20 protein-coding genes and 2 pseudogenes are annotated in these 17,704 nt (G+C 66.5%); 8 read left to right on the forward strand and 14 right to left on the reverse strand.

Going from position 1 to position 17,704, the window contains the following annotated elements; genetic code table 11:
• Positions 1 to 740: pseudogene (locus OG521_39585) on the reverse strand (hypothetical protein).
• A 420-nt stretch (positions 741 to 1,160) separates the two neighbouring features.
• Here OG521_39585 and OG521_39590 point away from each other — a divergent pair.
• Positions 1,161 to 1,340, forward strand: coding sequence for a hypothetical protein (locus OG521_39590; protein ID WUW26956.1), 180 nt, complete (start codon positions 1,161 to 1,163; stop codon positions 1,338 to 1,340).
• 580 nt (positions 1,341 to 1,920) lie between these two features.
• Here OG521_39590 and OG521_39595 read toward each other — a convergent pair.
• A complete protein-coding gene (locus tag OG521_39595; protein ID WUW26957.1) occupies positions 1,921 to 2,517 on the reverse strand; it encodes a hypothetical protein in 597 nt (198 codons plus the stop codon).
• A 424-nt stretch (positions 2,518 to 2,941) separates the two neighbouring features.
• Between OG521_39595 and OG521_39600 the strand changes: the two genes are divergently transcribed.
• Positions 2,942 to 3,460 (forward strand): hypothetical protein, encoded by a 519-nt coding sequence (locus tag OG521_39600; protein WUW26958.1) that lies wholly within the window; start codon positions 2,942 to 2,944, stop codon positions 3,458 to 3,460.
• Positions 3,461 to 3,498: 38 nt separating this feature from the next.
• Here the strand turns inward: OG521_39600 and OG521_39605 are convergent, their stop codons facing one another.
• The 3 genes and pseudogenes from OG521_39605 to OG521_39615 form a co-directional block, all read right to left on the reverse strand.
• Positions 3,499 to 3,651 carry a relaxase domain-containing protein gene (locus OG521_39605; protein WUW26959.1) on the reverse strand — a complete coding sequence of 51 codons (153 nt, stop codon included), beginning with the start codon at positions 3,649 to 3,651 and terminating at the stop codon, positions 3,499 to 3,501.
• 205 nt (positions 3,652 to 3,856) lie between these two features.
• Positions 3,857 to 4,165: pseudogene (locus OG521_39610) on the reverse strand (relaxase domain-containing protein).
• Positions 4,166 to 4,355: 190 nt separating this feature from the next.
• Positions 4,356 to 4,607, reverse strand: a complete 252-nt coding sequence (locus tag OG521_39615) for a hypothetical protein (protein ID WUW26960.1) — start codon at positions 4,605 to 4,607, stop codon at positions 4,356 to 4,358.
• Positions 4,608 to 4,832: 225 nt separating this feature from the next.
• Here OG521_39615 and OG521_39620 point away from each other — a divergent pair, with 225 nt between their 5' ends.
• The gene (locus OG521_39620; GenBank protein WUW26961.1) at positions 4,833 to 5,609 is read left to right on the forward strand and encodes a hypothetical protein; all 777 of its coding nucleotides are present in this window, start codon (positions 4,833 to 4,835) and stop codon (positions 5,607 to 5,609) included.
• Positions 5,610 to 6,159: 550 nt separating this feature from the next.
• Here OG521_39620 and OG521_39625 read toward each other — a convergent pair.
• The 3 genes from OG521_39625 to OG521_39635 form a co-directional block, all read right to left on the reverse strand.
• Positions 6,160 to 6,990: a hypothetical protein gene (locus OG521_39625; GenBank protein ID WUW26962.1), complete on the reverse strand. Its 831-nt coding sequence runs from the start codon at positions 6,988 to 6,990 to the stop codon at positions 6,160 to 6,162.
• A 60-nt stretch (positions 6,991 to 7,050) separates the two neighbouring features.
• On the reverse strand, positions 7,051 to 8,196 hold the full coding sequence (locus OG521_39630) for a helix-turn-helix domain-containing protein (GenBank protein WUW26963.1): 1,146 nt from the start codon (positions 8,194 to 8,196) through the stop codon (positions 7,051 to 7,053).
• A 289-nt stretch (positions 8,197 to 8,485) separates the two neighbouring features.
• Positions 8,486 to 9,352: a hypothetical protein gene (locus OG521_39635; protein ID WUW26964.1), complete on the reverse strand. Its 867-nt coding sequence runs from the start codon at positions 9,350 to 9,352 to the stop codon at positions 8,486 to 8,488.
• 799 nt (positions 9,353 to 10,151) lie between these two features.
• Between OG521_39635 and OG521_39640 the strand changes: the two genes are divergently transcribed.
• Entirely contained in the window at positions 10,152 to 10,328 is a 177-nt protein-coding gene (locus OG521_39640; protein WUW26965.1) for a hypothetical protein, read from the forward strand.
• Between the two features lie 168 nt (positions 10,329 to 10,496).
• Positions 10,497 to 10,760 (forward strand): hypothetical protein, encoded by a 264-nt coding sequence (locus OG521_39645; GenBank protein WUW26966.1) that lies wholly within the window; start codon positions 10,497 to 10,499, stop codon positions 10,758 to 10,760.
• A gap of 10 nt (positions 10,761 to 10,770) precedes the next feature.
• On the opposite strand, the gene OG521_39650 is transcribed toward OG521_39645, so the two are convergent.
• Positions 10,771 to 10,917, reverse strand: coding sequence for a hypothetical protein (locus OG521_39650; GenBank protein WUW26967.1), 147 nt, complete (start codon positions 10,915 to 10,917; stop codon positions 10,771 to 10,773).
• Positions 10,918 to 11,420: 503 nt separating this feature from the next.
• Between OG521_39650 and OG521_39655 the strand changes: the two genes are divergently transcribed.
• Positions 11,421 to 12,149 (forward strand): HNH endonuclease family protein, encoded by a 729-nt coding sequence (locus OG521_39655; GenBank protein WUW26968.1) that lies wholly within the window; start codon positions 11,421 to 11,423, stop codon positions 12,147 to 12,149.
• A gap of 345 nt (positions 12,150 to 12,494) precedes the next feature.
• Here the strand turns inward: OG521_39655 and OG521_39660 are convergent, their stop codons facing one another.
• Positions 12,495 to 12,755, reverse strand: coding sequence for a hypothetical protein (locus OG521_39660; GenBank protein ID WUW26969.1), 261 nt, complete (start codon positions 12,753 to 12,755; stop codon positions 12,495 to 12,497).
• A gap of 221 nt (positions 12,756 to 12,976) precedes the next feature.
• Here OG521_39660 and OG521_39665 point away from each other — a divergent pair, with 221 nt between their 5' ends.
• Positions 12,977 to 14,374 carry a helix-turn-helix domain-containing protein gene (locus tag OG521_39665; protein WUW26970.1) on the forward strand — a complete coding sequence of 466 codons (1,398 nt, stop codon included), beginning with the start codon at positions 12,977 to 12,979 and terminating at the stop codon, positions 14,372 to 14,374.
• Positions 14,375 to 14,592: 218 nt separating this feature from the next.
• Here the strand turns inward: OG521_39665 and OG521_39670 are convergent, their stop codons facing one another.
• The gene (locus tag OG521_39670; protein WUW26971.1) at positions 14,593 to 14,805 is read right to left on the reverse strand and encodes a hypothetical protein; all 213 of its coding nucleotides are present in this window, start codon (positions 14,803 to 14,805) and stop codon (positions 14,593 to 14,595) included.
• A 409-nt stretch (positions 14,806 to 15,214) separates the two neighbouring features.
• Entirely contained in the window at positions 15,215 to 15,964 is a 750-nt protein-coding gene (locus tag OG521_39675) for a helix-turn-helix domain-containing protein (GenBank protein ID WUW26972.1), read from the reverse strand.
• Between the two features lie 222 nt (positions 15,965 to 16,186).
• On the opposite strand from OG521_39675, the gene OG521_39680 reads away from it, so the two are divergent.
• On the forward strand, positions 16,187 to 16,387 hold the full coding sequence (locus OG521_39680) for a hypothetical protein (protein ID WUW26973.1): 201 nt from the start codon (positions 16,187 to 16,189) through the stop codon (positions 16,385 to 16,387).
• 242 nt (positions 16,388 to 16,629) lie between these two features.
• Here the strand turns inward: OG521_39680 and OG521_39685 are convergent, their stop codons facing one another.
• Complete coding sequence (locus OG521_39685; GenBank protein WUW26974.1) at positions 16,630 to 17,346, reverse strand: hypothetical protein; 717 nt, start codon at positions 17,344 to 17,346, stop codon at positions 16,630 to 16,632.
• A gap of 10 nt (positions 17,347 to 17,356) precedes the next feature.
• Positions 17,357 to 17,650: a hypothetical protein gene (locus tag OG521_39690; protein ID WUW26975.1), complete on the reverse strand. Its 294-nt coding sequence runs from the start codon at positions 17,648 to 17,650 to the stop codon at positions 17,357 to 17,359.
• Between the last annotated feature and the right edge of the window lie 54 nt (positions 17,651 to 17,704).

The raw sequence follows: 17,704 nt of genomic DNA on the forward strand, positions 1-17,704 counted from the left end.
ACCCCTCCGAGATTTCCGTTGGTTGAGCCAAAGGTTGGTAGGGGTGGGAGTGGGATCTCTAGTGATTCGTCGACGCCCAGGTCGTTGACTTCACGCAGGAGCTGAGCTTCCTCCGTGAGGGCTTGTGCTTCGACTGTCGCAACGTGTGAGAGGCCTAGGGCATCGTCGCGCTCGTGCTGAGCTCGCCCGAGTTGACTCTGTGCTGTCTGGTGGTGGATCTGGGCTTCGGAGAGCTGCTCTTGGAGCTGGGCCCGTGTATCTGCATTGGGCTGCCGGGGTGCGAGATTGTTGATCTGGTGGTTGAGGCTGGCGATTTGAGATTGCAGCTGGCCGACGACCATGAGCAGCATCATCACCATCTGGTTGGCAGCGATGAGGGTCTGGTCACTTGTTTCACGGAGCTGACGTACGCGGAGAAGTTCGGCCTGGACGTCTTTGAGTTCGCTCAGTGCATCGATGAGCTGCTGCTGCGACGTCTCTTCTGGACTGATTAGAGGGGTGGGGTCCTTGCCGGACTTCGTGAAGATGGGCTTGGCCTGGTTACAGAGAGCCTGTTGGTCCTCGGGGGTCTCGGTGCAGATGTCAGCGACTGCTTCGAGGAATTCCCAGGTGATGTCCTTGCCCTTGAACATCGCGTAGACGGCTGTGCGCTTGGGCATCTCGCCGCCGAAGTGGTCGGGGGTGAGCCGGCGGAGCACTTCGGCGCGGTTGAGCGAGGCCTGCTCACGCCAGAGGTCCATGAGGGAGACGAGCTGGTGGTGTTCTTCGCAGGCCCCCTGGAGGGGTGCGGTGGCCGGTCGGCCTCCAGATCGCTGCCTCTCGGCTGCCACCGTTCCCTCTCACTGTTGTTCGCGGACTACCCCGGAGCCCCGACAGCGAGTGTCGAGTCAACTGTGGCTCTGAGCTGCGCTTTCACGCCTGCTGGGGTTGTCCGCGGATAACCCCGAACGTTCGCCGGATGCGCTCAGGCGGACGATTCGACCGTGCTGGTCGCTCATCGTGGTTGGAGAACCTCTCGGCCGTCGTCCCTTGTGGGCGTCAGGCCTCCATCCAACGAAAGGACTCATCACCATGGTGAGGGAGAAGTGCCCGCTGGATCTTGTATTTCATCAGATCCACGGCCCCGGGTTGAGTGGCCGGCAGTTGGCAGGGGGGACCCGTTGACTGCGCAGGGGCTCTACGCGCTGGCCGTCTTGGGTGGCCTGCTTATCCTGACGGTCGGTGGCCTGGTCACCTACCTGGCCTACCGTCACCGGGAGCTGGGTGTGGCGATGTTGGTCGGGTTCGGTGCGGTAACGCTGATCATCGCTGCGCTGGCACTGGGCTCAAGCATCGGGTAAGGGATGTGCGAGGACGGGCGGGCGGCGGATCACCATCCGCGGGCAAATCGCCGGACTCGCCCACGTCAGCCACGACGTCGCCGAGTTCCTACGGCGGGCCGGCCTTCCCGACCCCGAGCAGCTCCTCGGCGACACGTCGTGAGTGCAGTAGCGCAGCCTCCGCGCGCACCGCTACGAGGCGGCGTAGCGCTCCGGCGAAATGTCCTGGGCGCCGTGCGCCATCCCAGGGGCGGGCAGCGCCCAGGGGGTATGAGCGCGGGTCTGCCGGGTCAGAGCCGTGATCGTCGGTGACCCCGGGTTCCGGGGGCTGCGCGGGCTGACCGCGCTTTCTTCCAGAAACGCGCGTTCTCCTCCGCTTCGGCCCGCTCCTCGGCGCTCCGCTCCCCGTCCCGCGGGGTCGCGCCTGCCTGGCAACAGGACCCACGCCTACGCGCATGGCAACCAACCTTCACCGACCGAACGACACCCGAGCAGCGCGGTACCCGCCCCCCGCTACCCTCACCAGTGAAAGCTCGAACTGCACACCCAGTGCGCATCACACGACGTCTATGAGCCGATGCACAAACTGGGAATAGTTGCTCTATCTCCGAGTGCCCTCGATTTCGAGCAGTGCGTCTCTGCTTTCTCTCATGAAATCTTGATATGCATATTTCATTGCTGCCCCTCTTTCCTTAGCCTCTTCGTCGTATTCATGCATTTCTTCCTCCGTCGGCGACGGCGTCTCCGTGAGCTCATCGGACCAGAACTTAAGGGTTTCGTACATTCTCCCCACACATGTCCTTAAATACCTCCCAGAGTTATGTACGGAATCGGGGCCCAACAGAACAAGGTGGCTGCACGTCACGTGAACCCTGTTGAAAGTTCTACTCAGGTCTCTAAATTCCTCTTCAGTAGCGGAAGAACCTTCGCGTAGCTTCATCCTGAAGTCGTATGCCTCGGAGGATACTTCCCCATAGGCATCAAGAACTTCCCGGTAATTCCTTTGTCTCTCCTGACGCACCCAGTGAACGTGTTCTGCCGCCGCTTGATCCGATACCTGTTGGCGCACAGCCCAGGCGTTCGTCTCGGCACCAATACGCGCTCCTCGCACGGCGGCAAAGCCACCTACTGCAGCCCCGCCGACGGCTCCTAGGAGGCCTGCCACTCCAGCTACCGCAGCAGCCAGTCCCTGATCCATGCCGTCGAATTTGCCACGGAAGGACCCTCACGTTCATGTGAACGCTGGATCTCTGTCGGAGAACTGGGGCCCTGCGGTGTTCCGGCTGCCAGCTCAGCGAGAGGCATGTCCTGGTCGCGGCGTTGAGCACTGCCCCGTCGGCAACTGCGGGAAAAACTGTGCGGGCGCCGTCGAAGGACCACGAGGTGGCGGGAGCGCAGTCTTCGTACGGGCGAGAACGGTACGGCGTGCGACTTCGGCCTGGGCCCGGTGGTGGATCCGGTGGGTTGCGGGTGTGGTCGAGGTAGGCGGGGCGGTGGGTGCCCAAATGGGGGTGAAGGTGCGGTAGGTGAGTGGTGCCGGCCTGTCCGGGGGTTCGGGTTCGGTGCAGTGGTCGCGGATGGCATGGCACACCAGGCGATCTGCCTGCGACTATCGTGCCTCCGTGACGCTGACCGACACCGAGATAGCCGCCCTGATCGCACCCGCCGGGCTTCACTTCGTGCAACGACGCCGGGACGAGGTCCAGCTGCCGCCACTGCCCGCAGGGTGCTCACCCGCGAGTGCCCGCCCCGAGCACGGGCGATTCGACTCATACCCGGACGAGATTGCCGACGTCGACGCCCCGGATATGGCTGACAAGGTCAACGCGAGTTGGTATCGGATGGCAACGCAATACGGACTCTTCAATCAGGACCGCGAGTTCCTCCTCGGCGTCGGCTACAACACGCACCCTGCGGACGGGGAGCCCGAAGATGACGGCTGGGCCTGGGTCCAGGTCCGTCTCCTCGACGATTGGGACCTGGTCACGAGCGAAGTGACCCAGCTTCGGAGCGGGTTCGCGACACTGTTCACTACGCGCTTCGTGCCGGAATTTACCGCAGTGTCGTTGGACGGACGCATGATGATGAACACCACCGTCTGGGGCAACGGCACCGTCAGCACCATCGCCATCCGCCCCTAGCGATCAACTTCGGAGCTCTACTCCTGCTGACAATGAACTCAGTCGTCGCAGTTTAGAGCGTCGTCGTCGACTAACTTCGCTGTCCAAGGACACGCGTCGTCCAGGCGGCGAACCTTGCCGGACAGTACGACGTGGTCGTGGAGGAGGGGCTGGCCGTCGCGGTTCTCGTAGTGGCGGAAGCGGGCAGCCATCACACTGTGGTGAGCGGACTACACGGCGCTGTCGGCGCCGACGCGGACCCAGAGATGCTCCACCTCGGCCACGGCCAGAACCTCCTCGATGACCCAGGTCGGCAGCTGCTCGATGAGCCGGCGCACCGGTGGTGTGCCCAGGGACCTGGACGCTGCCCTGGGGGCGGAAGACGAGGTCGATGCCCGTCCACTTCTGGATCCGGTAGCCGAGCCGGGCCTTCTTGGCCGCGGTAGCCGGGGTGTCGCCGACGGCCAGGCAATCGGCGATGATCTGGTCGGCGTCGGGGTGGAGACCTTCGCCGAACAGGTTGCGCACCTGCGCCTCGGTCACCCCGTCCCCGGCATACAGGCCGACGGCGGGCAGGGCGCGGCCCATCCATACGCCAGGCGGAACGCCGGCTTCCTCCTGCGCCTGGCCCAGGCTCTTACCTCGTGGCCGACGGCCGTCCCTGACCGCGACCTGACGCAGGTAATACCGGTACGCGGTGCCCTTACTCACTTGCTTGAACGGCATCATGCAACCCAGCCCAGCACGCGAAAACACCTGGTCAGCGACATGTCCGGGGCACTCCCGTGAGGCGGGAGGGAATCGTCGACTTACCCGTCGGGCATCCCGCGGGGCGAGCAGTCGAGGCCTGCGTCGCCCACAACCGCTCCGGACCGGCAGAGCTCCGGTGCGGGCTGTTGTCACCACGTCCGTGTGCTCATTGCCTGCGGTGCAGCAGCACCACCGTGGCGATGAGCAGTCCGGCCAGCGTCGCTATGCCCACGGCCATCGTCAGCGGTTCCTTGAGTACCGGATAGGCGTGGACGAGGAACGCGGCGAACGCGCACGCCATCAGCACGACCACCACTCCGATCACGGCCACTGGCAGCACCCACGCCTCACGGTCGGGAACGGCAGGGCCGGGCGCGGGAGCGCCGTCGGGTTGGGGCGGGGATGGAGCGGTGGTCATGGTGTCCCCCTCGGGGTCGGTGCGGTACGCGGTGTTGTCGTTGAACTTGTCTGGTCCGTCTCCACAACCCTCGCCCCCTGGGAGGGCTGGTTGTCTCGTCCAGCCGATCTTTGTTCCGACGGGTCTTGTACTGCCTTGGGTAGACGTGACTTGTCATCAGTTGTCGTGGCTAGACTCTTCTGGACGTCGCTGGACAGCTGGTGGCAAGGGGAAGAAGGGGGGAACATGGGCCGCTTCATCACCATGCCGAGTGAGTGGGTCCTTCCGCCGGGCCCGGTCCGGGGCTTCACGCAAGCCCTCTATGACTGGTACAAGGCCGCGGGAAGGCCGTCGTTGACCGAGATCGCCGACGACATCGCCAGCCATGACGCCTTGAGGGGTTCAGCAAGCCGCGAAACAATCCGCAAGATGCTGCGCGGCGAGACCGTTCCTCAGCGGTGGACCACCGTAGAAGCAGTCCTGACCGTGCTGTGTGAACGTGATGGGACGTCGCCCCAAGGCGAGCCGGAGTACTCAGAGGTCACCCATGGGCAACGGGTGAAACGCCTGTGGGATGAAGCAGTCGAGGCCGCGCATCAAGCACGGGAACCGATCATGCCAAATCCATGGGCACAGAAGGATGAAGCAGGCAGTGGGGAGTCCACGCGCCCTGTGACCGTCGCCGAAGCTGAAGCGCAGGCGGCGATAGAGGATGCAGAAATGGCGCACGCTGCAGACACAGGTCAGGTCTCGGCCGTTGCGACTGAGGGAGGAGACCGTAGAGGGCTGGCGCAGCAAAGCAGAGGATCCGGGCTGGGAGCATGGCCGACAGCCTCGAGTGGGCAGGCGGGGCGGGGAGGATGGCCGACGGCGCCGGGAGTTCCTGCGCATGCCTGGCGAACGAACGGTTCGGACCCCTTGCAGGAACCCGAGCGGAACGATCCCTTCCAAGATTGGCAACCAGGGACGGAGTGGGCGGAAGCAGTCGAGAAATCGCAATATCCTAGCGAACCGCCCTTCTGAGGCCCCAGCTCCAAGCCTGGAACTTTGCGGCCCGACGCCAGCGCCTCCCGAACCGGCGTCGAAGTGCCGCCCGTTTTCTCGCGTACAGAGCCATCCCTCGCAACACGTACGGGCCGGGCGGCCGGGCCTCTCGTACGGGCCGTAGGTATGGGAGGGCGACGTCCCCTGACCACGGTGGGCTACTCCTTCAGGTGCATGCACATCCCCACCCACACCGCGACTGCGAGGGCCAGTGCCGGCACCGCGCTGGGGTGGATGAAGCCGATGTAGCCACGCGCCTTCAACGACAACCACGACGGGCACGACACGGCGACGGGGGCCCCTGCGGGTGGCGCGACAGTTCCCGACGCCCTCACGAACCCGAAGGAACGCTCCAAACGCTGGGCCGCGCAGCAACGCACCCGCCAGCACATCCTCCACCCTCACCAACAACACCCCCTCACCCGCATCGGCATCACCGGATGAGATCGCGGTGTTGATCCTGGAAGCTCTGCCGGGGACACCAACGAAGAGGTACGGCTGCGCCGTCAGCGCAGCCGATTCCGCTGCGTCAGGTCAAGCGGGAGACGTAGGCCGGCGCGAGGGCTCGAACTGTGGATTCGGGCAGGTCACCGCTCAGGGCCTGTACTGCCATGTTGACGCCGGGCGTGGTGGGTCCACCGAAAATGTCTTGGAGGAGCTGCAGGCCTTCCCGGGTGATCTCGCCGACTCGGGGATCGTCGCGCAGGCCGGCAAAAGTGGCTGCGACCTGAGCCACGGGAATGGCTCGGATGATGCGCAGAACGTCGCCGGCGTCCTTGTTGGCAAGGCGTGCGGGGCGGTCATCCGCTTGCTTCAGGCGGTCGTTGATTTTGAAGGCCTTGGCCACAAGGAGGGCGGCGGGGCCGGCGACGTTCACAGTGACCGCTCGGGGGTCGGACGCCTCGAGGCTTGTGATGGTCATGGGTGAGCGGTCGACGGCAGCGACTTCCAGGCCCGGGACCCATCGCGCTGACATCACACCGTGCGGGGGGATCTTGACACTGCGACTGCCGATTCTGGGGGCCAGTCCCTTGGCCATGAGCAGGTCGAACTCGACCGGAACTTCGCGGTCGCCGATCTGCTGAGTCCGCGCCCACAAGCCGGGCTGGTTGTCACGCAGCAGCTCGAAGCCCGCCTCCTGGAGCGCTTGATCGAGAAGCGGGGCGTTCTGCAGGCGGTCGGGGTCGATGCTGATGTCGCCGTCGGAGGTGAAGGGAGAGGTCCGCAGGGCGGCCTCGGGTGTGCGCAGGTAGACGGCCTGCGCGCCGACGACGGTCAGGGCGTCGAGCTGGTCGCTGAGGGCGGTCAGTCCGTCCAGGAGGACCCGGCGCGCAACTACGTGGAGCTGCTGGGCATCCACGCCTTCAGGAACTATGGCCATTGTCTCCCCACCCTTGCTCACTGCACAGGACAGCTGAGCTTAGGCGGCCTTCCAGTCCTTGATCGTGTGAATGTCCAAGTTCCTCCACTGTTCGTGGGCGGCCATTCTCTCCAGGACTGCTTCGCCTTCGGCTGGTAGACGTCCGGGACCGCTGAGACAGTCGAGGGCGAGCTGGCTGAGTGCCACATGCCGCAGGCCGCCGACAGTGCGGGAATTCCAGAAGACCACCGGGTCGTGGGCATCGAGGAAGAGCACGTCAGCCTGCTGCTTCACCTCAAGAAGCCCGAGATGGTCCACGAATTCGCCGGAGAAGTGGTCAGGGCGGATGTAGACCATGAGCTGCCCGCCGACGGACAGCGGAGCCACCTCCCGTGCGGCGTAGGAGCCGGTGATGGCGATGAGGTGGCGGGAGGCGGAGGCGTTGCGGAGTTGGTTGAGTAGGTAGTCGATGCCGTTGGGAGCGATGAAGCCGCTATAGGGACTCAGGTTGAGCAAGTGGGAATGCTCTGCCCGGGCGCGCAGCAGCCCTTGCCAGTTGACCGTGTGGATGGTGCGACCATCGCGCCGGATCAGAAGCTGGTCCTCGAGGGCCCCCAGAAGCCGGGAGACATAGGCGAGGCTGAGCCCGGTCGCCTCGGCAAGGTCGCTGGCACGGTAGGGAGGCCTCACGTCCGCCAGGATGCGCACCAGGCGTTCGGCCTTCGAGCCCGACAAGGTCACCGCCGACGAGGACGGCGAGGCGCTGCGCGGGGCTCGCATCTGGCCCTCGGTGTAGATGAAGATGGCCGGACGGTCCGCCCGGATCCAGACGTTGCGGGTCAGATCCAGATAGCTGATGCCGTGAGCGCGCAGGAGATTCTGGGTCTTGGGAGAGATCCAGGGAGCCATGACCATCAGCGAGGTGAACGAGTTCACCTGACGGACCAGGTGCAGCTTGCTCAGGAGCTCGGTGTTGACGGTGCGAGGCGTGAGTGAGGACTTCAGGTCCACCACGTACCGGGTGGTGTGGCCCAGATCGGTGGAGCGGATCTCGATGACGCGGTCCGTGTACCAGTCAGAAGCATCCTGCTGATAGCCGGGGGCCGCCTCAACCGTCCAGCCCTCGCCGAAGAGACCGCGCAACTGCTCCAGGCCCGTATCGAAGAGTTGCCTCGGCGACTCCTCTCCGTCACTTTTCAGATCCACATCTACTCCAACGGCTACTTAAAGTGACAATTTGCCTGGTTGAGGAACTTTCCTTGATTAAGCAAGCTCCACTTACAGGCAAGTTAACTCTACTTCTCATGTTTCCTTAGTTAAGCAAGCTCGAAGATCGAGCAAGTTTCCCTCCCGGCGCGGTTCCCCTAAGGCGGCAGCCAACGCCGCAAGCGGGGCGCTTTCGCACAGGACAGAGCCGGGCACCCCGGCGTCCCGGCCCGCCGGGCGGGATCCCGCCCGGCCAACAGACGTGATGCCGGACCGGTGGCCGAGCCGGCTACTCGTCGTCCTCAGCGGGCCCGCGCCGCCTGGGAACCCTCACTACGCGGCGCCGGGGAGTGAGGGCTGCGGTCTCGGACAGGCGTTCCATCCGCAGGAAGTGCACGTTGCGCATATAGAGCGCCTCGGCCTGGAAGTCGGTCTCATTGACCGGGCGCCGCCTGGTGGTGACGAGCCCCGCGTTGCCGAGTTCCCTCAGTCCTTTGCTGCGGGTGTCCTCGCTCAGGGCGAAGCGGCCCTCGGCGTCACGGGGGCTGAACCACAAGGGGACGTCCTCACCAAGTCCGCCGTTCTCGCACAGGAGCGCCAGGAACATGGCCACCGCGGCGCCGGAGAGCACGGCGATGTGTCCGCGGGTCCAGAAGGTCTGCGGGATCTGGATGTAGCGGTGCAGCAGTACGCCGAGGTCGCTGGTCTCCTTCTCCTTCTTCGCAGCCGCACCCGGGGCGATCCAGGGCTCTGCGCGGCCGTTCTCGTCCAGGACGGTGACAAGGTTGAGCCGGCCGGTCCGGCGCACGTCAATGAAGCGGTGCTCCTCCAGCCAGGCCTGCGCATCGCTGATGCGGCGGGCCCCGGCCTTCTCGGGATCAGGCAGGTCCAGCAGCGTGGCCCAGGCGCTGTGCCGGATGGCCAGCTCCCTGGCCGCGTCCTCCTTCTGCAGCCACAGGTAGCTCAGGTAGAGCTTGAGCCGGACCTGGCCGCCGCGGCCGCCACGGAGCATGCGGGCCATCGGCGGCGGCTGTTCGGTGTGAGTGAAGCGCTCGACGAAGGTGTACCGGACCTGAGCCCTGCGCCGTCCGATCCGTCCGGCACTCTCCGCCATCTTCAACGCGCGCAGCGAGGGCGACCTAGCCGCTTCTGCCATTTGATCCGCTTGCACCGGGTCACCGCCGTAATTCCTAGTAGGAGAAGTTTTCTTAAGTACTGTAGTGCCGGGTTCTAGCAATCAACCACCCCTACGCAAGGGTTGTCATCAGACCAGCAAGGTCGTCACTAGCCCGGCGCTAGGGTGGAGTGACTAACGGGCGTCCCGTAGAAGCTTGTTGACCACGCATCAGGGGTGCCTGTACCGTCGAAGACGCAGCAGGCCGAGGACGGGCCACCGGAGGGGTTGTACCCCCCAATCTCCGCGTGACCGACGGCGCCTGCTGCAGGGTCACTCGGCAGTCCCCCAGCCCGTCGTCCGCATGGAGAAGCGGTTTCGGGCCGAGACGCTGGACCAGGAGGAAGCGGGGTTGTGCCTCCCCGCCCTGGTCCGCCGAAGAGCACCCACCGGCCCCGGGGCGACGCCCCGGGGCCGCTTGCTGTGCCCGTCCCCAAGCCTTTCTCCTCCTCCCCCTCCTCCCGCTCACCGACAGGTCCGAGGCCCATGGTCACCGTCTTCGGCCCACCCCACCCCGGCCCTGGCCGCGCCGGTGCCCGGAGAGACCACCGCATCGCTGCTCTGGCGTCTGGCGTCTGGCGTCTGGCGTCACGCTACGGGCAGGGGAAAAGACGCGCTGTTCCCTCTGGCAGTGGCGCAACTACGGCCAGGACTGTGCGCCCCACCGCGTTGAGCAGCACCTCGGCATCGGCGAGCGCCCCCGTCGCCGCCAAACCACCGTGCGTCTCGTCGAGACGGTGCCGAGACGGTGCCGTCGTTCGGTCAGCCGGACCCTCTGCGCGTGACCAAGGCCAAGGGCCTCGTCGAGGCGCTGCGCGCCGTGCACATCTGGGCTGGTTCTCCGTCGCTCCGGAAGCTTGAGGCGCGGAGCAACGGCCGACTGCGTCGCAGCACCATCAGCGACATGCTCAGCAAGGAGGTCCTGCCGGACTACAACCGGTACGTCAGCTTCCTGTGAGCATGCGGAATCGAAGGCTCCCGCATTGCGGACTGGGTATGCCCCGTAGAACAGCGCAGGACGTGGGGAAGGCCCCGAACTTCGGTTCGGGGCCTTCCTGCGTTCCGTAAACCGCGTCGCCACTCACGAACGGCCCGGCCCGCCGTACGCCGGCACCAGACTGGTCGCATGACGCAACAACCACGGGTGTACGGCACTGACCACGACACCCCGGAGGCCGGACCGCAGCCAGGCCGCGACTACCGTGAGCTGACCGGCGGGCCGCTGGACGGGCAGCTGCTCGAGGTGACCGGCTGGACCGACGACCAGATCACCGCCGGCGCCTTCCTGATCACCCCTCACAGCACCTACGGGCCGGGCGGGCGGGCGTCGTACGGGCCGACGTTCAGCCGCCCGGACGGGCCGTGGGTGTGGGAGGGCGACGTCCCCTGACCGCGGTGGGCTACTCCTTCAGGTACGTGCACATCCCCGCCCACACCGCGGCTGCGAGGGTCAGTGCCGACACCGCGCTGGGGTGGATGTAGCCGATGTAGCCGAGGATGACTGCCACCAGCACGGACAGAACGTCGCGCTGCTTCTCACTGGGCATTGCTGCTCCTTTTCGGGCGCACGGAACCAGGGCCGGGCGCATTGAGGGGGCCGGACCTCGCAGATCAGCGGGTCGGAGTCAGTCCAGTGAGTTACCTTCGTAGTGCGTCACGAAGCTCCGTTCTCTCGACAGGGGGATGGACGTCACTGGACGCGAAACGTGAGAGAGATCCGCCGCCAGGCCTGCCCGCCAAAGCAACGGCCTTGCAGTGGGTCTCTCTTCGTGTTTCTCGACAGCGTGGAAGTCTACGTCTCCCGGGTCACGAGTGACGGGCACTCCGCGACACGGTCGCGCGTTGGAAAAGCGGGGACACCCGTCCCTTTTGTCACGTACGTGCCGGACTGCATCGTGCAACGCGGCGTGGCTAGCCCGCACCCAGCGACCGACCGGCTGGTGATCCGTTTCTTCAGGTGAACCTGCACCGCGATCGGGTGACGGAACGTCATCCCTCTCACGCGCGGCACGGGGCGGCTGTTACATCACGACCCGTGATGATCTCCCTGATGAGGCGCGGCCTTCCCGCGCTCGCTCTCGCCGCCCTGCCCCTGCTCGCCACCACCGGCCCCGCCAGCGCTCTCGGCGGGACGCCGGTGGACGAGCAGCCGTTCACCTCGTATGCCCCGGCACAGACTCCCGCCGGCGCCCCCGGCGCCCGGGTGGCACTGGCGTTGTTCGACGCGATCGACCGGCTCCCCGTCGCCGAGGAGCACCGGGACGGCTACAAGCGGAACCTGTACAAGCACTGGAACCGCGGGCTGCTGCCCTCGGACGGCTGCGACACACGCCGCGAGGTCATCCTCGCCGAGGCCGTCGAAGCACCTACAGTCGCGGCCGGCTGCAAGCTGTCGGGCGGGACCTGGCGCAGCGCGTACGACGGCCTGGTGGTGACCGACGCAGGCAAGCTCGACGTGGACCACTTCGTGCCGCTCGCCGAAGTCTTCGACTCCGAGCAGACGGCGTGGAGCCCGGAGCGGCGCGAGGCCTATGCCAACGACCAGGGCAGCCCGGATACGTTGATCGCGGTTTCCGCGGCCTCCAACCGGTCCAAGAGCGACAAGGACCCCGCCCAGTGGATGCCCACGAACGCGGCCTACCACTGCACCTACGCCGCGACCTGGGTCGGAACGAAACTCCGCTGGGACCTCGCCGTGGATGACGCCGAGCGCCAGGCTCTGCTCGGCACAGCCGAGGACTGCTCCGGCACCACCGTCACCTACGAGCCCGCACCGTAGCCCTCCACCCCACAGACAAACCTCCCTCACGCCCGTCTGCACGACATGGCACTCCTGGCCGTCGACGCCGATCGTCGCCCCTACCGCCGCGGCGGCGGCCGGCGAGGGCGCCTCAACCAAACTCCCCGCTGGAGGACCCGCACGTCGGCAGCTTGGTCAAGGGGGCCCCGGTACGCCGACTACTTCCAATAGCCCCCTACCGGCCACACGAAACCCCAGCCTCCACCGCGTAGCCCCGCCCGGACGACATCAAGCTCCTGGCGCTCACCACCGGTACGTCATCCCGACGTACCGCCGGAACCGGAGACGTTCACGGCCACCGTGGCCGGGAAGGCTCCCGCGCCGTTATGGGCCGGCGTTGTCTGGAGGGGCCGGCTCTGCCTCGTTGGGGCTGAAGGCGCGGAAGAGGGCGGGCAGGTCGGCGGCCTCAGCCTTGGCGACGGCCCGGACGTGCAACCGGTGACGAAGGATGACGCGCAGCGCCGGCAGGGCGAGGGCGGCCAGGCCCAGGATGAGACCGGGCCCCTGCACTGTTCCTTTCAGTGCCATCGCCAGGCCGGCTGCGGCGGACAGCAGCGCTGGGATCAGGTTCGTTGAGACGGTCATTGGGGCCTCGCTCCACTCTCGATTCGTGGGGCGCCGTTGCGCCTCGTATCGAGGGTCTGGCGGGCTGTCGGCGTGCGGGAGAGGGAACGAGGAGTTCCCGGCCAAGTGGTAACGCGGCAGCCGGCTCCGCTGTCGCGAAGTCCCTTCGCCGTGGTGGTGCGGCGGGTGACAATGCGGGGATCTGCTCCGCCGGACCGCCGGGGCACCGGAGGGGGCACTGGATGGATCAGCCGAGTTCCGTGGGGCCGGCGGCTGCGTACGCGGCCACCTTGCGTTCCGCGGTGGCCGACTTCGTTTCTCACGGCGGCACGCAGCGCGAGATCGCGAAGGCGACACAGATCGCGCCGGCGACCCTCTCCCGTTACCTCAGCGGTGACCGGATCGCACCACCGCATTTCCTGCAGATGCTGGAGACCTTCCTCGCCACGGCCGCCAGGCCCATGCCCGCCGCAGTGCGCACGCAGCTGGAGGACCTGTGCGGCCGGGCCCATGAAGCCAGCCGCTCCCCCGCCGTTCAGCTGGTGTACCTGCGAGAGGAACTCGCTCAGGTGAAGGGCGAGAAAGAGGCCACCGAGCAGGAACTGGAGGATCTCACCACGCACGCCCAGCAGCTGACCGAGGAGCTGGAGGCCGCGTTGGAACAGGCCCGTACCGCCCAGAGCGGCCAGATCGAGCTGCGCGCCCGCGTCGGGGAACAGGACCAGCACTTGGCCGACGCGCAGAACTACGCCCGGCAACTCGAAGCCGAACTCACCGAGCAGCGCGACGAGGCCCTTCGGCTGCAGCGTGAGATCAAAACCCTGCGAGGCCAGAACCGTCGCCTGATCGAGGAGAGCACCACCCGCTCCGAGAAGCACTCCCCCGAGACCGTTTCCAGTGTGTCAACGCAGGCCACAGGCCAGCAGTCGGGCAAAGAGGGGACGTCGCAAAGAGCCTCCAGCGACGCTTCCGGTTCATCGTCGGCGGGATCCCGTAGTTCATCCTCGGCGGGGTCTCAGCCTCTGCTGGGCACCGCCGATACACGCGAAGAGCTCTTCCGCGAGATGCAGGCGCTGCGCGAGCGGGCCGGAGGCCGCCACCGGTGGACAGCGGAACGTCTGGCAAGCGCAAGCCCCGGCCTCGATCCGAAGTACGCGGCCCGGTGGTTCGACGAGGGCAAACTCCCCCACCTCTATGTTCGTGACTGGAAGCGGATCCTGCGCGCTCTGGGGGCCACGGCTGAAGAGGTCAACGCCTTCCACGCCTCGTTCAAATGGATCACCCGTCCGGCCCCCAGGGCCCCCAGGAAGCCGATTCATCGCGGGGAGGCCGCCATAGCGGCACTGGCTCTGGGGGCGGTCTGTCTCATCTGGGTCACCGCGGCCGGCGTCTTCGACACCAGCGGGCCCTCCTGGATCGCGAAGAGCCTCACCGCGCTCGGAGCTCTGGTCACCAGCCTCGTTGTCTGGGCGGTCGGTGTTTTCGCGATTGCATCAACGGACGAGCAACATTCCGACGCCCACTTCAGCTGCCTCCTCTTCGCAGCCCCTCTCGCCGCGATTGCGTGCATCGTCATTCCCCTCACCACCGACCTCGGCTTCGGCGGCCACTGGCTCGCTGACCTGTGCGGCCTGCTCTGACATCTAGTGCTGTGACCGCAGAGGTCCACCGGGTGGCTCTGTTCACGAGAACGGGTTCTGGCACAACTTCCGTGAAACCGTACCGATCTCGGCGTCCGAGGCCGGCGACCCTGGCGAACCGGCAGACCAGCAGCTCGTCCAGAGGCCCGCGCGAGCCCCGGCCGACGGGGCTTCACGGAAGTTGTGCCAGAGCCCGTTCTCATGGACAAAGCCACCCATCACTGTGCGACCACAGCGACGGCGGCGAGCAGGACCGCCACGAGCGCGATGATCACTCCCGCGAACAGCCCTCCGATGCCCAGGGGCCGCTCCATGCGGGGGTGCCGGTGGGTCACGTACATCAGGCCGGCGAGGACCAGGCCGGAGACAAGGATCAGGAGTAGCCCGACGAACAGGGCCAGGGCGAGGACGGTCAGGTCGAGGGTGGACACGGTGTGTCCTTTCGAGTCGGTGTGCCGGGCCGGCACGCAGGCGGGCGAATCTTTGAGTGGTGCGCACCCCTTGGTCTCGGGCAGCACCGCGGACAGCACGACGTCGTTGATGCGGCGTCATAGGCAGCACTTTGGAACGGCGAAGGGTTAGCTCCGCAAGCCCGGCTCACTCTGGCCATGAAAAAACGCCCCATTCAATGCCTGACCTGGCCTTTTAACGGTCGGTCAGATCTTGAATGGGGCGCTGAGCACAGGTATGGGCAAGCGGCGCAAGTTCTGCCGCTGCCTTAGTTATGGGGGGTTAAGCGTCAAATGTTTCAGTGACGCACGTCACAGCACATTCGCAGGCTTCGCTGGATCGCGATCCCCGCGGCACCCTGGCCCACTCGGGGATCGCCTGATGCTCTCGTCACGGCGCTTCAGGGGAAGGCCCCTCGGCCAGCTCTGCGAAGTAGCTGCGCAGGCACTTATTCATCTCCCTGAGGTACCCGTCGACCTGGGTCCGGGAGACCGCCGGATAGTCCGACGGGTCGTCGTCGATGCCGAGTACACGTTCCTCGACCACGTCGATGTTGGGGGTGACCGAGATAAGGATGGTCCGGAGCTCCGGCAGCGACTTCTGTTTCGAGGTCATGCCAATCAGCTCTTCCAGAACGCCATCTACGTCGCTCGATGCGTAGGCCGGCTGCTCCGGGATCCAACACACGGTCAAGTCTGTGGCGGACTTCTGTACCCACTTGGTCGGAGTGAAGCGGGCCTCGGGCAGGCTGACCAGAAGCCGGTGGTACGCCCGTTTACTGCGTACCTGCTGGTTCTGGGCTTCGTCGACGACGGCATCCTGCTTCGCGGTCAGCAGTGCCACCTGCTCGACCAGCTGGCCCACGACCTTGGTGAGTTCGTCGATCTGCAGCTGGGCTGTCTTTGAGCCGCCGTTCCGTTCGGGCCGGGGACGGGCGTCGCTGGCCCGGTGCCAGGCGTCCATCCACGGTTTCGGGTCCTCGCCGCAAGCCTTCACCACAGCTTCCAGGGTGCTCTGCTGCGGGAACGGGGCGCCATCCCGTGCCATGGCCCGGATGGTGTTCTCCGATACCCCGGCGGACCGGGCCAGCTGCTGAACCGCGATCCGGCTGTGATCAACGAGCTGCCGAAGCTGGTGCATGAGCTGCTCTTCAGTCCGTACTCCTGCCGGCCCCGCCATGGAATCCCCCTCAATCTCCCGCAGTCTTGAGCCGATCCTAGGAGGTTGCGCCCTTCTGACCACGGACTTCTTCAAGGCCGGAGCAAGCATCTGCAAGGCAGCCCACTCTGCGGCGGCTGCGCCCCCACCCGGGCTGATCTGTGTGCGTTGCCCTTTTCCGTGTCCATCAAGGAGGCACGCACGATGCTGCACCAGGTATGCCAGGAGATCGCCCACGGTCTGCTGTCCGGATTCCCCACCGCCGCTCTGGCGGCCCTCACCACCGCCATCACCCGTCGCTTCCTGAACCGGCCCAGGCCCGCGAAGAAGCAACTGCCGGCAACCCGGGCCGAACACTTCGACGACACGCGAACCGACGGCGAGGAACCACAAGCAAGCAACTGAACCCTGAGCCCCGGCCCGAGCAAGATGCGTCTGGCAGACAGCGGGCCGGGGGTGAGGACGCCGTAGTCGCGGCCGTACTCCCGGCCCCGCACCCCCTGACGGGCCGGGAGCCGCGGTACGGCGATCTGCGGGCCGAACGCGAGCCGCCCCGGACACGAATCTCGGGAGCATTCGCCTGCCTGAACCACTGCCCACATGACTACGGCGCCCCCGTGCGGGGGCGCCGTAGGTGGTACGTCACGTCATGCTGCGCGCTGCTCCTCCTGCCCGGGCAGCGGAGTCACCGAGGCGAGTTGCTTCTCCTTGGCCTGCCGGGCCATTTCCTGATGGGCCTCGACCCACTTGCCGACGTCCTTCGACCGGGTCGGGTCCTCGCGCAGAGCCCGGACGGCGGCGGCGAGCCACCGTTCGAGCTCCGTCTCCCCCTGGACGTAGCAGGCCTGCAGGAAGGCGAGGGCCTGCGGGGGATCCGCGGGCAGTGTGTCCCCCGCGATGATGCGACGGGTGGAGGTCTTGGGCAGCATCCCGGTCCTGGCCGTCGCCTCCATCTCGCCGGGAGTCGGACAGCCGGCCCACACATGCTGGTGGCGCAGCGCGCGCAGGAAGCCCGCGGTGTCCGAGATCAAGGTGGGGTCGGGTGCCTTGTGGACGTAGTACGGCGCCCGGGTGGCCCGGCGGGCCTTGACCCACAGGTCGTGGCCCCGGTTCAGGAACACCTCGGGCCCGAAGACGTCGTTCTCGGTGAGGGTCGTGATGATGAACTGCTCGACGGTGTCCGCGGCGGGCACGGTCGAACCGGAGGCGGCGCGCTCGAAGGTGGCCTTCGAGAGCCAACCGCCCTGGACCTCGGACATCTGGCTGTAGGTCAGGCCGGCCGCCCGCCGGCGCTCGCGGAGGAACTCCGCGAGCGCCGCGCGGGCAGGAACGGTCTGGTCCACCTCGTTCTCGGGGCGTCCCATGCCGGCCACCTCAGTCGTCCGAGCCGAAGTACGCGCGGACGGAGCGGGCGATGCGGCTGCCTCGGCGCCCTCCGGTCACGACCACGAGGACAACCCCGGCGCCGATACCGCCGGTGCCCGCCAGGAGCAGCAGGACGTCCTGGACGCTCATCGTGTCCGGGGCGAGGAACGCGCCCGTGACGATGGACACGATGATGACCAGCGCGTGCGGCATGGCGAACCGGCCGCTCATCGTGACGGTGGTGTCGGCCGTCGCCGACTCGATGGTCGCGGTCTTGGCCGCGACGATGGGCTTCTTGCCCATGACTGGGTCTCCCTTACTACCGTCCGGCGACCGTGAGATCGCCGGACGGTGCTA

The sequence above is a fragment of the Streptomyces sp. NBC_01463 genome, assembly GCA_036227345.1.
GTDB lineage: Bacteria > Actinomycetota > Actinomycetes > Streptomycetales > Streptomycetaceae > Streptomyces.

What these genes read in the sequence shown, in the direction of transcription:
- OG521_39685 (WUW26974.1), bottom strand. Translation starts at nt 17,346, where the DNA reads ATGGGACGCCCCGAGAACGAGGTGGACCAGACCGTTCCTGCCCGCGCG.
- OG521_39675 (WUW26972.1), bottom strand. Translation starts at nt 15,964, where the DNA reads ATGCACCAGCTTCGGCAGCTCGTTGATCACAGCCGGATCGCGGTTCAG.
- OG521_39605 (WUW26959.1), bottom strand. Translation starts at nt 3,651, where the DNA reads ATGGCTGCCCGCTTCCGCCACTACGAGAACCGCGACGGCCAGCCCCTC.
- OG521_39660 (WUW26969.1), bottom strand. Translation starts at nt 12,755, where the DNA reads ATGACCGTCTCAACGAACCTGATCCCAGCGCTGCTGTCCGCCGCAGCC.
- OG521_39615 (WUW26960.1), bottom strand. Translation starts at nt 4,607, where the DNA reads ATGACCACCGCTCCATCCCCGCCCCAACCCGACGGCGCTCCCGCGCCC.
- OG521_39595 (WUW26957.1), bottom strand. Translation starts at nt 2,517, where the DNA reads ATGGATCAGGGACTGGCTGCTGCGGTAGCTGGAGTGGCAGGCCTCCTA.
- OG521_39620 (WUW26961.1), top strand. Translation starts at nt 4,833, where the DNA reads ATGGGCCGCTTCATCACCATGCCGAGTGAGTGGGTCCTTCCGCCGGGC.
- OG521_39645 (WUW26966.1), top strand. Translation starts at nt 10,497, where the DNA reads ATGACGCAACAACCACGGGTGTACGGCACTGACCACGACACCCCGGAG.
- OG521_39635 (WUW26964.1), bottom strand. Translation starts at nt 9,352, where the DNA reads ATGGCAGAAGCGGCTAGGTCGCCCTCGCTGCGCGCGTTGAAGATGGCG.
- OG521_39655 (WUW26968.1), top strand. Translation starts at nt 11,421, where the DNA reads ATGAGGCGCGGCCTTCCCGCGCTCGCTCTCGCCGCCCTGCCCCTGCTC.
- OG521_39665 (WUW26970.1), top strand. Translation starts at nt 12,977, where the DNA reads ATGGATCAGCCGAGTTCCGTGGGGCCGGCGGCTGCGTACGCGGCCACC.
- OG521_39680 (WUW26973.1), top strand. Translation starts at nt 16,187, where the DNA reads ATGCTGCACCAGGTATGCCAGGAGATCGCCCACGGTCTGCTGTCCGGA.
- OG521_39690 (WUW26975.1), bottom strand. Translation starts at nt 17,650, where the DNA reads ATGGGCAAGAAGCCCATCGTCGCGGCCAAGACCGCGACCATCGAGTCG.
- OG521_39650 (WUW26967.1), bottom strand. Translation starts at nt 10,917, where the DNA reads ATGCCCAGTGAGAAGCAGCGCGACGTTCTGTCCGTGCTGGTGGCAGTC.